Origin of the sequence: Thauera sp. K11, assembly GCF_002354895.1 — a bacterium.
GTDB classification, from domain to species: domain Bacteria; phylum Pseudomonadota; class Gammaproteobacteria; order Burkholderiales; family Rhodocyclaceae; genus Thauera; species Thauera sinica.
In genome coordinates, this window is sequence record NZ_CP023439.1 from 2,541,427 (window position 1) to 2,552,914 (window position 11,488).

The 11,488-nt window shown below is 66.2% G+C and carries 12 protein-coding genes; 7 read left to right on the forward strand and 5 right to left on the reverse strand.

Annotation, left to right across the window (positions count from 1 at the left end; all coding sequences use genetic code 11):
- Nucleotides 1-166 precede the first annotated feature (166 nt).
- Complete coding sequence (ppsA, locus tag CCZ27_RS11065) at nucleotides 167-2,533, reverse strand: phosphoenolpyruvate synthase (protein WP_096448166.1); 2,367 nt, start codon at nucleotides 2,531-2,533, stop codon at nucleotides 167-169.
- A gap of 128 nt (nucleotides 2,534-2,661) precedes the next feature.
- Between ppsA and ppsR the strand changes: the two genes are divergently transcribed.
- The 3 genes from ppsR to msrB are packed head-to-tail and all read left to right on the forward strand — an operon-like array spanning nucleotide 2,662 to nucleotide 5,123.
- Nucleotides 2,662-3,495, forward strand: coding sequence for a posphoenolpyruvate synthetase regulatory kinase/phosphorylase PpsR (ppsR, locus tag CCZ27_RS11070; RefSeq protein WP_096448168.1), 834 nt, complete (start codon nucleotides 2,662-2,664; stop codon nucleotides 3,493-3,495).
- 19 nt (nucleotides 3,496-3,514) lie between these two features.
- The gene (locus CCZ27_RS11075; RefSeq protein ID WP_096448170.1) at nucleotides 3,515-4,684 is read left to right on the forward strand and encodes a DUF2863 family protein; all 1,170 of its coding nucleotides are present in this window, start codon (nucleotides 3,515-3,517) and stop codon (nucleotides 4,682-4,684) included.
- A gap of 37 nt (nucleotides 4,685-4,721) precedes the next feature.
- A complete protein-coding gene (gene msrB / locus CCZ27_RS11080; RefSeq protein WP_096448172.1) occupies nucleotides 4,722-5,123 on the forward strand; it encodes a peptide-methionine (R)-S-oxide reductase MsrB in 402 nt (133 codons plus the stop codon).
- A gap of 111 nt (nucleotides 5,124-5,234) precedes the next feature.
- On the opposite strand, the gene CCZ27_RS11085 is transcribed toward msrB, so the two are convergent.
- The 4 genes from CCZ27_RS11085 to CCZ27_RS11100 form a co-directional block, all read right to left on the reverse strand.
- Nucleotides 5,235-6,416 (reverse strand): acetyl-CoA C-acyltransferase family protein, encoded by a 1,182-nt coding sequence (locus CCZ27_RS11085; RefSeq protein WP_096448174.1) that lies wholly within the window; start codon nucleotides 6,414-6,416, stop codon nucleotides 5,235-5,237.
- Between the two features lie 47 nt (nucleotides 6,417-6,463).
- Nucleotides 6,464-7,390: a CobD/CbiB family protein gene (locus tag CCZ27_RS11090; RefSeq protein ID WP_096448176.1), complete on the reverse strand. Its 927-nt coding sequence runs from the start codon at nucleotides 7,388-7,390 to the stop codon at nucleotides 6,464-6,466.
- A gap of 99 nt (nucleotides 7,391-7,489) precedes the next feature.
- The gene (locus CCZ27_RS11095) at nucleotides 7,490-8,041 is read right to left on the reverse strand and encodes a CoA pyrophosphatase (protein WP_232516630.1); all 552 of its coding nucleotides are present in this window, start codon (nucleotides 8,039-8,041) and stop codon (nucleotides 7,490-7,492) included.
- Between the two features lie 68 nt (nucleotides 8,042-8,109).
- A complete protein-coding gene (locus CCZ27_RS11100; protein ID WP_232516631.1) occupies nucleotides 8,110-8,781 on the reverse strand; it encodes a retropepsin-like aspartic protease family protein in 672 nt (223 codons plus the stop codon).
- A 189-nt stretch (nucleotides 8,782-8,970) separates the two neighbouring features.
- Between CCZ27_RS11100 and CCZ27_RS11105 the strand changes: the two genes are divergently transcribed.
- The 4 genes from CCZ27_RS11105 to CCZ27_RS11120 are packed head-to-tail and all read left to right on the forward strand — an operon-like array spanning nucleotide 8,971 to nucleotide 11,472.
- Nucleotides 8,971-9,501, forward strand: a complete 531-nt coding sequence (locus CCZ27_RS11105; RefSeq protein WP_096452437.1) for a GspH/FimT family pseudopilin — start codon at nucleotides 8,971-8,973, stop codon at nucleotides 9,499-9,501.
- Nucleotides 9,502-9,512: 11 nt separating this feature from the next.
- On the forward strand, nucleotides 9,513-9,944 hold the full coding sequence (gene pilV, locus CCZ27_RS11110) for a type IV pilus modification protein PilV (protein WP_232516632.1): 432 nt from the start codon (nucleotides 9,513-9,515) through the stop codon (nucleotides 9,942-9,944).
- Complete coding sequence (locus tag CCZ27_RS11115; RefSeq protein WP_096452439.1) at nucleotides 9,941-10,969, forward strand: PilW family protein; 1,029 nt, start codon at nucleotides 9,941-9,943, stop codon at nucleotides 10,967-10,969. Before pilV ends, CCZ27_RS11115 begins: the two co-directional genes overlap by 4 nt.
- A gap of 38 nt (nucleotides 10,970-11,007) precedes the next feature.
- The gene (locus tag CCZ27_RS11120; RefSeq protein WP_198363325.1) at nucleotides 11,008-11,472 is read left to right on the forward strand and encodes a pilus assembly PilX family protein; all 465 of its coding nucleotides are present in this window, start codon (nucleotides 11,008-11,010) and stop codon (nucleotides 11,470-11,472) included.
- Nucleotides 11,473-11,488 lie beyond the last annotated feature (16 nt).

An 11,488-nucleotide genomic window follows, 5' to 3' on the forward strand; every position in this document is an offset into this window, starting at 1 on the left:
GGGCCGGCGTCATGCGAAAAATGAAACCGTAATCGCAACATCTTACCGCCGCATGCAACGGCCCGGAACCACGGATGAGTCTTCGCCCCGACAAAAGGAAACGGGGTGCGGGCCGCGCAGGCCCTCACCCCGCCGTCATGCCGTGCGCTGAGCGCCCGGCGCGCGATCACTTCGCGCTGTGCTCGGCCAGCTTGAGCCAGGTGTCGACCACCGTGTCCGGGTTGAGCGAGATGGTCTGGATGCCCTCGTCCATCAGCCATTCGGCCAGATCCGGATGGTCCGACGGGCCCTGGCCGCAGATGCCGACATACTTGCCGAGGCGGTTGGCCGCCTTGATGCTCATCGACAGCAGCGCCTGCACCGCCGGATCGCGCTCGTCGAAGGCGTGCGCCACCAGGCCGGAATCGCGATCGAGCCCCAGCGTGAGCTGGGTCAGGTCGTTCGAGCCGATCGAGTAGCCGTCGAAGTGCTCCAGGAACTGGTCGGCAAGGAGGGCGTTGGACGGGATCTCGCACATCATGATCAGCTTCAGGTCATTCACGCCGCGCTTCAGGCCATGCTCGGCCAGCAGGCCGACGACGCCCTTGGCCTCTTCGACGTTGCGCACGAACGGGATCATGATCTGCACGTTGGTCAGGCCCAGTTCGTTGCGCACCTTCTTCATCGCCGCGCATTCCATCTCGAAGCAATCGCGGAACGAGTGCGCGATGTAGCGCGAGGCGCCACGGAAGCCAAGCATCGGGTTCTCTTCTTCCGGCTCGTAGATCTCGCCGCCGAGCAGCTTGCGGTACTCGTTCGACTTGAAGTCGGACATGCGCACGATGACGGGCTTCGGGTAGAAGGCCGCGGCGATGGTGGCCACGCCCTCGACCAGCTTCTCGATGAAGAACTGCTTGGGCGTGGCATAGCCGCGCGAGCGGCGGTTGATCTCGTCGCGCAGGCTGGCCGGCACCTGGCTCAGTTCGAGGATGGCCTTCGGGTGGATGCCGATCATGTTGTTGATGACGAACTCGAGGCGGGCCAGGCCCACGCCCTCGTTCGGGATCTGGGCGAACTCGAAGGCCAGCTCCGGGTTGCCGACGTTCATCATGACCTTGACCGGGATCTCGGGCAGGTTGCCCATGTCGGTGGTCACGACCTCGAAGTCGAGCTTGCCGCGATACACGTAGCCGGTGTCGCCCTCGGCGCAGGACACGGTCACCGATTCGCCCTCTTCCAGCACCTCGGTGGCGTTGCCGCAGCCGACGATCGCCGGGATGCCCAGTTCGCGCGCGATGATCGCCGCGTGGCAGGTCCGGCCGCCGCGGTTGGTGACGATGGCGCTGGCGCGCTTCATCACGGGTTCCCAGTTCGGGTCGGTCATGTCGGTGACGAGGATGTCGCCGGCCTGCACGCGGTTCATCTCGGAGGCGTCGCCCACCACGCGCACCGTGCCGGCGCCGATCTTCTGGCCGATCGCCCGCCCGTGGGTCAGCGCCTTGCCGTACTGCTTCAGGCGGTATTTCTCCATCACCAGGCCGGATTCCTGGCTCTTCACCGTCTCCGGGCGCGCCTGCAGGATGTACAGCTTGCCGTCGGCGCCGTCCTTGCCCCACTCGACGTCCATCGGGCGACCGTAGTGCTTCTCGATGATCACCGCGTAGCGGGCCAGTTCGAGCACGTCCTCGTCGGTCAGCGAGAAGCGGTTGCGATCGGCTTCCGGCACGTCCACCGTGCGTACCGAGCGGCCGGCGACGGCCTTGTCGGTAAAGACCATCTTGATCAGCTTGGAGCCGAGGTTGCGGCGGATGACCGCCGGCTTGCCCTGCGCCAGCGTGGGCTTGTGCACGTAGAACTCGTCCGGGTTGACCGCGCCCTGCACCACCGTCTCGCCCAGGCCGTACGAGGCGGTGATGAACACCACCTGGTCGAAGCCCGACTCGGTGTCGATCGAGAACATCACGCCCGAAGCGCCCATGTCGGAACGCACCATGCGCTGCACGCCGGCCGACAGCGCGACGTCGGCGTGGCGGAAGTTCTTGTGCACGCGGTAGGCGATCGCCCGGTCGTTGTACAGCGACGCGAACACTTCCTTCATCGCGTGCAGGATGTTCTCGTAGCCGTGGATGTTGAGAAAGGTTTCCTGCTGGCCGGCGAACGAGGCATCCGGCAGGTCTTCCGCGGTCGCCGACGAACGCACCGCGAAGCTGCCTTCGCCTTCGGCGGTGATCTGCTCGTAGGCGGCCTTGATCCCGGCCTCGAGCTGGGCCGGGAACGGGATGTCGATGATCCACTGGCGAATCTGCGCCCCTGTCCTCGCCAGTGCCTCCACGTCATCCACGTTCAACGCATCGAGCGCCGCATTGATGCGGTCGGCCAGGCCGTCGTGCGCGAGGAACTCGCGGTATGCTTCGGCCGTGGTGGCGAAACCGCCCGGCACGCGAACGCTCGACGGCAACTGGCTGATCATCTCGCCGAGCGAAGCGTTCTTGCCGCCGACCCTGTCGACGTCGGTCATGCGGAGTTCGTTGAAGGGAATGACGTAACGGGACATGGCTGGTCTTCCGGAAACGTTGGAGAAAAAGCAAAATGCGATTTTAACGGGCTTTTGTGCTCTGCCGCACGGCAGGGTTTGCCCCAATACCCCGTTCGATCGACGAAATCGGACGAAGGCAGGCCACCATGAGCGACGTACCCACCCGCACCGTTTTCTTCATCTCCGACGGCACCGGCATCACCGCCGAAACCCTTGGCCACAGCCTGCTTGCGCAGTTTCCGGAGGCAAGATTCCGTCAGATGCGGGTGCCTTTCGTCGATGACATCGACAAGGCGATCGACTGCGCCACGCAAATCCGCGAAGCCGCACGCGAGGACGGCGTGCGTCCGCTGGTGTTCAGCACGCTGGTGAATCCCGACACGGTTGCTGCACTGCGCAAAGCCGACGCGCTGTTCATGGACCTGTTCGAACGCTTCATCGGACCGCTCGAAGTCGAGCTTGGCCAGCGCTCCACGCACGCGGTCGGCCGCTTCCACGGCGTGGCCGAAAGCAACGACTACAAGCGCCGCATCGAGGCCATCAACTTCGCCCTGGCGCACGACGACGGCGTATCGAGCAACGGCGAACTGGAAGAAGCCGATGTCGTCCTCGTCGGCGTGTCGCGCTCGGGCAAGACGCCCACCAGCCTCTACCTGGCCATGCAGTTCGGCGTGAAGGCGGCCAACTACCCGCTGATCCCGGAGGATTTCGAGCGCAACAGGCTGCCCGGCGAACTGCACAAGTACCGCGGCAAGCTCTTCGGGCTCACCATCGCGCCCGAACGCCTCTCGCAGATCCGCCAGGAACGGCGCCCCAACAGCCGCTACGCCTCGCTCGACAACTGCCGCTACGAGATTGAGGCCGCGCAGAAGCTCATGCGCCGCGAAAACATCCGCTGGCTGGATTCCACGACCAAGTCGATCGAAGAGATCTCCGCCACCATACTCCAGACGGTACGGCTCGACCGGCCCGGTTATTGACCACCCCACAGGAACCACAATGAAGAGAACGCGCCTCAAGCGCCGTGGCGGCCTCGGCCGCAGTGCCGAACAACTCGTCTGGCTCGCGTCCGGCCTTGCCGACTCGGGCAGCCGGGTCGAGGATCGTTACTGGGACCGGCAACTGTCCATCCTGCTCGACCGCCTGCTCGCCGACGACGAGGAAGATACGCTGAACACCGCCCTCGACCACCTGTTCAGCGCAGCGCCCCCTGCCTACGACGATCTCGCCGACTACATCGAGTCGCGCGCCGAATCGGCCGCCGGCGCCTCGCCCGATCACGACATCCTGCTGATCGCCGCCCCCATCCTCGCCTGGTCGCGCTACCGCATTCCGGCCACGTCGATCCCGCCCGCGGTGCTCGCCAACCTGCGCGTCCACCTGCAGGCGCACATCCTCGCGCACGGCGCCAATCTGGCGCTGGCCGACTTCCTGTTCAGCCCCGACCAGTTGCCGCAAGGCTATTGCGGCACGGCCGAATTCGCCCGCGTGCTGGGCACCTCCGCGCTCGACAACCGCGACCTGCGGATCGAGACCGACGGCATGCCGGAGACGACGCAGTTCCTGTCCGACACCCGCTACCTGCTGGCCGCGGTGGCCGTACCCAAGGGTGCCGCCATCTTTCGCTGGCAGGAGACCGACGGCAGCCGCGAGCATGCGCTGGCCCAATGGCGCACCCAGGGCGGCGCCTGCCTGGCGCCGCTGCTGCCGGGCTGCGCGATCGACCTGGTGCTGCCGGAAGCCTACTTCTCCGCCAGCCGCGCCGCCGACAAGGACAGCCGCCCCTACTCGGTACGCGCCTCGGTGGCCTTCCTCGGCACCGCGCTGGAAACCCCCGCCGCCAACCTGCGCGCGGTCATCGCGCCGTTCTGGGACCGCCACCTGGAGGAGTACCGCATCAGCTTCACCGTGCGCGGCGAGGATCAGGTCGTGCACGGCGTGGTGTGGCCCCTGCTCGGCGCCGAAGACGACACTTCCGACGGCACCGCGCAGATCGAAGCGCTGCTGCGCGAATGCGGCGTGACCGACATCGTGAACCTCGACCACCATTTCCCGCTCGAATACTGCGAGGACTGCGGCACGCCGCTGTACCCGTCTCCGGAAGGCGAGGTCGTCCACGCCGAGATGCCGGAAACCCAGGCCGAGCAGATGCCCCGCCACCTGCATTAGGCCCCTTCCGGCGCGCACCGTCCCCAGGAGAACCGACATGAGCCGCAAGATCGAGAAATCCGACGCCGAATGGCGCGCCCAGCTCAGCCCGCAGCAGTACCACGTGACCCGCGAAAAAGGCACGGAACGCGCCTTCACCGGCGAATACTGGGACAAATGGGACGCCGGCACCTACGCCTGCACCTGCTGCGGCGCGCCGCTGTTTCGCTCGGAACACAAGTTCGACGCCGGCTGCGGCTGGCCGAGCTTCTGGACCTCGGCCGAGCCGGACAACATCGACACCGCCGTCGACCGCAGCCACTTCATGGTCCGTACCGAAGTGATGTGCGACCAGTGCGGCGCCCATCTCGGCCATGTCTTCGAGGACGGCCCCCAGCCCACCGGGCTGCGCTACTGCATCAACTCCGCGTCGGTCAAACTCGAGCCGGACGACGCCTGACGGCGCGGCCGGGCCGGCAGTCCCGGCCCGGGGCATGTGTCGCCCCCACAAAAAAGAAAAACCCGCGCCGGCCTCGCGGCCGCGCGGGTTTTCGATTCGGGCGAGATGCGCTTACACGCGTTCCCAGACCGTGGTGATGCCCTGGCCGCCGCCGATGCACATCGTGGCCACGCCATAGCGGCCGTTGGTACGGATCAGCTCGTGCAGCAGCTTGGTGATGATCACCCCACCGGTCGCGCCCACCGGGTGACCCAGGGAGATGGCACCGCCATTCGGATTCACCTTGCTGGTATCCAGGCCCAGCCCCCGGTTCACCGTGATCGACTGCGCGGCGAAGGCTTCGTTCGACTCGATGACGTCGATCTGGTCCAGAGTCAGGCCGGCGCGCTGCAGCGCGAGCTTGGTCGCGGGAATCGGACCTTCACCCATCACGTCGTTCGGCACGCCGGCGATGGCGTACGAAACCAGGCGGGCGATCGGTTTCTGGCCGGCCGCCGCGGCCTTGGCCGCATCCGCGAGGACCAGGAAGGCAGCGGCGTCGTTGATGCCCGACGCATTGCCGGCGGTCACCGAACCGTCCTTCTTGAACGCCGGCTTCATCTTTGCCAGCGCTTCCATGGTGGTCATGCGCGGATGCTCGTCGGTGTCGAACACCACCGGGCCCTTGCGGGTCTCGAAGGTGATCGGGACGATCTGGCTCTTGAAGCGGCCCTCGGCGATCGCAGCGGCGGCACGCTTCTGCGACTCGAGCGCGAAGGCATCCTGCTCTTCACGCGAAATGCCATGTTTGGTGCACAGGTTCTCGGCGGTGATGCCCATGTGGCCAACCCCGAACGGGTCGGTCAGAACGGCCACCATCGAGTCGATCGCCTTGGCATCGCCCATGCGCGCACCGTTGCGCAGCGCCGGCAGGAGATAGGCGCCGCGCGACATCACCTCCACACCGCCGCCGATCGCGTAGTCGGCGTCGCCCAGCATGATCGCCTGGGCCGAACTCACGACGGCTTGCTGCGCCGAGCCGCACAGACGGCTGACCTGGAAGGCGACGGAATCCATCGACATGCCGGCACCGATCGTCGCCACGCGCGATACGTAGGCATAGCGGGAATCGGTGGGGATGCAGTGGCCCACCGATGCGAACGAAATCGCGCCGGCATCGACGCCTGCACTGGCAATCGCTTCCTTGATGACCGCGGCGGCCAGATCGGACGGCTCCATGTCCTTCAGCGAGCCGCCAAAACCGCCAACTGCGGAACGAAGAGCGCTCAGCACAACCACTTCACGACTTGCCATAATTCGTCTCCCTCTATGGAAATAGACAACCACTCACGCCGCCGGCATCAACCACCCATCCAGCCGGCGACACCGACCAGGGCCAGCAGCAACAGACATACCAAGAGCGCCCGCCAAACGAGGCCTACGGTACTTTGCATGTAGTCGGCATCGGCCTCCTCACCCGCCCCCATTTCGGGACGCTCGACGATTTCACCCGATTCATGCACCGGCATGCCCAACCTCACGCCCAGCGCGCCGCCTCCACTTGCAATCAGTATACCGGACGACCTGTCCGGCCAAAGCATGGCCTGTGTCCGCCAGCAGTAGATCGCATCCTCGAAATCGCCCGCCACCGAGAACGACGCGGCCGTGAGCCGCACCGGCAGCCAGTCGATGGCCTCGAACGCACGCTGCGCGAAACGGCCGAACTCGCCGAATTCCACATCGGTGCGCCGGCCCCAGTCTTCCGCGAAGAAGCGCGCCAGCCGATACATCACCGCGCCGCTGGGCCCCGGCAGCAGGATGAACCAGAACGCCACCGCAAACACGTTGCGATGCGCCGCCACCAGCGCCTGCTCGATGGCCAGCCGCGCCACCTCGCTGGAACTGGCTTCGTGATACTGGCCGCCGCGCCACTCGGCGAGCAGCGAGCGGGCGCGGTCGAGTTCGCCCATGCGCAGCGCCAGATGGATGTCGGTGAAGAAGTGGCTCTCCTGCCGGAACCCCATCGTCAGATACAGCACCGCCACGTTGAACGCGAAGGCGATCACCGGATGCACGTGCCACAGCAGGAAGTAGATCACCGCCGTCGCCAGGGTCGCCAGCAGCACGATCAGCCACCACGCCACCCTGCCGTGCCGCGCCTGGCCATCGTTGAAGCGCTCCACCAGCATGCGCGACAGTCCACGCAGGGGATCAAGCACGACCTGTTGCACCGGGAGCGGGCGCACCTGCTCCACGAGCAAGGCGATGATCAGCGAAAAAAGCGTCATGCGGACGGGAAAACGGCGGGAACTGCGGCGTTGATCGATTGGGGCCAAGATACCACAAAGGTGCTGCCGGAATGCGCCGCCCTCGGGCGCCCGGGCGGGCTATTCGCCCTGCAGCAGCCTGTACAGCGACATGATGATGCCGGCCGTCGCTCCCCAGATGTAATAGTCGTTGTAGGGCATGGCATAGAACTGCCGCATCCGGCCTTCGAACACCCGGCTCAGCCGTTGGTGGTTCGCCGGATTCAGGAAATGCGTCAGCGGCACCTCGAAGGCTTCGGCCACTTCGAACGCATCGAGATGCAGATCGAACGGCGGATGCACGAGGCCGACGACCGGCGTCACGCGGAAACCGGTGCCGGTAAAGTAATCCGGCAAGGACCCGAGCAGTTCGACGTGGGAACGATCCAGCCCGATCTCCTCCTCCGTCTCGCGCAACGCGGTTTCCACCGGGGAATGGTCGACGTCCTCCACCCGTCCGCCGGGGAAACTGATCTGGCCGGGATGATGATGGAGATGATCGGTGCGCCGCGTCAGCAGCACGGACGGCACGACGTTGCGCGTCACCAGCGGCACGAGCACCGCAGCCGGGCGGTGCTGCGCACCCTCGCGCACCTCGGGCCAGTCACCCGAAGGTTGAAGCGCGGTCGACAAGAGGCGTTCCTTCAGTTCCTGCGGCTTGAATCGAAACGTATGCTGCAATGCTTCCACCCTCGAGCGCCTCAATAGCGCTTCTGCAAGATCAGTTTGTCTCCCTCGCGCTGCCAGTGCATGCGGTTCAGGAAGCTCATCCCGAGCAGGCTCACGGGCAGGTCGCGGTCGTGGACCGCGGCATCCACATTATGGACTTTCAGCCCGCCCACTTCGAGCGTATCGACCCGCACGCGCCACACGCGGGCATCGCCGTTCGCGGTGCTCGTGAGTCCCGGCGTGCCCTTGCGGTAATCGATGCCCGCGCGCTCGGCGTCGCTGCGGCCAAGCGATACCAGCGTGGCGCCGGTGTCGACGAGAAACTGCGCCGGTGCGCCGTTGACACGTCCGCGTGTCACGAAGTGCCCGCGCGAATCCGCCTGCAGCGTCAGACTGTCCACGCCGCTGCCGCCGCTATGCACCACCCGCTCGCCCATGCGCAACCGTTCGCGCCGGCCGTCGAACTCGACCGTCGCCGCATCGCCATCGACGGCGATCAGCTTCACCCCCTCGCGCGTGCGTGCGCCTGCCGCGACGGTCTGCGGCGCCCCGCCATCGACGACGAGGATCGCGCGGTTGCCGATCACGCCGGCGACCGCCACCTCGGCGGCAACGGCCCCCGTGGCTCCGAGCAGCCAGCCGGCCGCAGCCATGACATACCAACAGACGGGACTCTGAGCCATCGCAAGCCATTCCGGATACACGACCCGGATTCTGCCACAGCGCCCGGCACCGCCACCTGCCTTGCCCGGACCGTTCGCGCCCCCAAAGCGCCCGCCCGTCAGCCGCCGCTGGAAGCGTCTTCCGAAGCCCGCCTACGATGGGCCGCAAACGACGATACCGGCCATGCGCGCACGGCACGGCTCCACGAACCATTCATCCGCAAGCCGAAGATGACACGACCCGAACGCGGTTTCACGCTCATCGAGCTGATGGTCACCATCGCGGTGCTGGCCATCCTGGCGGGCATCGCCTTACCCAATTTTCAGCAGATGATCGTCAGCACGCGCATGACTTCACAGGCGAACGATTTCCTGTCGGCGCTGCAGCTTGCGCGCAGCGAGGCGGTGAAGCGCGGAACGCGGGTCAGCGTCTGCAAGAGTGCGAACGGCGCGGCGTGCACGGCTGCCGGCGCCTGGGAGCAGGGCTGGATCGTCTTTACCGATACCGGCGTGGAAGGAACGGTCGACGGCACGGACGTCGTGCTCGCCGTGACCGGTGCATTCCGGGAGGGCAGCACGCTCGAAGGCGATGCGAACGCCGTCAACCGGGTCACCTACACCGCATCCGGCATGAGCAGTCTCGGCGGCGGAGTCGTTTCCCTGTGTCCGGCGAGCGGCTCGGGCACCGTGGGCCGCGACATCCAGATCGCCCCGTCGGGACGCGCCCGCATCCAGAATCCGCCGGCGGCGGCCTGCGAATGAGGAAACCCGACATGCGCAAGAACGGCTTCACCCTGCTCGAGGTGCTCGTCGCCATGCTGGTGCTGTCGATCGGCCTGATCGGCCTCGCCGGCATGATGGCCTCGACGCTGCGCAACAACCACAGCGCCTACCACCGCACGCAGGCGACCTGGCTGGCCTACGACATCATCGACCGGATGCGGGCCAACCGCACCGTGGCGCTGAACAACTCGTACAACATCAGCATCGGAGCGACGGCCGCGGCCACCGAGGAAGACAGCCCGATGGTGATCCAGGATCTGAACGCCTGGAAAACGGCACTGAGCGCCGCGCTGCCCGGCGGCGACGGCTCCATCGCGGTCGTGCCCGCGACACGTGCCGTCACGGTCGTCGTGCAGTGGAACGACGCCCGCGGGACCGGCGGTGGCGCCGCCCAGCAGTTTCGCGTGGATACCCAGCTATGATTCCGCATACCCGCCCACGCCGGTCGCGCCTTCGGCTCAAGGGATTCACCCTGGTCGAACTGATGGTGGCCATGACGATCGGCCTGATCGTGCTCGGCGCGATCGTCTACCTGTTCATCGGCATCCGCCAGACCTTCCGCACCACCGACAGCCAGTCGCGCATGCAGGAGAACGCGCGCTACGCACTCGAGATGGTCGCGCGGGACGTGCGCATGGCGGGATTCATCGGCTGCGGCAATCTCGAGTTCATTCCCGTGAACGTCATGGCCAGCCCCGCGCCCGCCAACGGAATCTCGTTCGCCACCGCCGTCACCGGAGCGGATTCGGCGACCGGCAGCATCGGGGGGATCGCCCTGGCCGGAGCCGACACGATCACGATCACCGGCGCACTCGACGGCGTGGTGTCGATCGCCGAAGAGGCAACGGACCCGCTCAACGCCAACCTGAAGGTCTATGGCAACCCCTACGGGTACGTGCAGAACGACGTGCTGTCGGTGACCGACTGCCGGACGATGGACGTATTCCGGGTGACCAACAGCCCGTCCGTGGAGCTGGACACCGCCGTCCAGATCACGCTGACGCACTCGAACGGCAGCAACACCGGAAACCGCATCGGAAGGTACGGCCTCGACGCGTTCATCATGCGGGTCGGGACCTACACCTATTTCATCGGACTCAACCCCGCCACCAACCGGCCGGCGTTGTACCGCGCGAACCTGAGCAGAGGTCTCGAAGGGGCGGTGCAGACCCGGGAACTGGTGGACAACGTCCAGGACATGCAGATCGAATACGGCGTACACGAGGCCGGCGAAACGGCCCCGGAAAGCTATCTGTCTGCCGGCGCCATCGCCGACTGGACGAGGGTATCGAGCGTTCGCATCAATCTGCTGATGGTGAGTGCCGACGACGCCATCGTTTCCGAGCCTCAGACCTACATATTCAACGGCGCATCCGTTACGGCGGACGATCGCCGCCTGTACCAGACCTACACGGCGACGATCGCGGTCCGCAACCGCGTTCCCTGATGGAGTCCCCGATGTCCCATATTCGCCGGCAGCGCGGCATGGCCCTCATAACCGGCCTGATCTTCCTCGTGGTACTGACGCTCATCGTGGTCACGTCGATGCGCACGACCGTTCTCGAAGAGAAGATGGCGGGCAGCACCCGGGACGCCGATCTGGCCTTCCAGGCCGCGGAGGCCGCACTGAGATCGGGGGAACTGATCGTGAACGGCGCCTCGCTGCCCACGTTCGGGAACTCGGCGCCCTACCTCGCGGCAGGCAGCCGGACCGATTCCTATTGGCAGGATTCCAGCCACTGGACCAGCGCGGCAAACGCCTCGGTCGCGCTCGCCGGCGTTCATTCGCAGCCGCAGTTCATCGTCGAGGAACTGCCCGCGACCACGAGCATGGGCGGCAGCCTCAAGTTCGGCGCACTCACCGAATCCGGCATGTACCGCGTGACCGCGCGCGGCCTGGGCGCCAGTCCGAACACCGCCGTCATCCTTCAGTCGACCTACCAGCGCTGAGCCAGTACACGCGAAG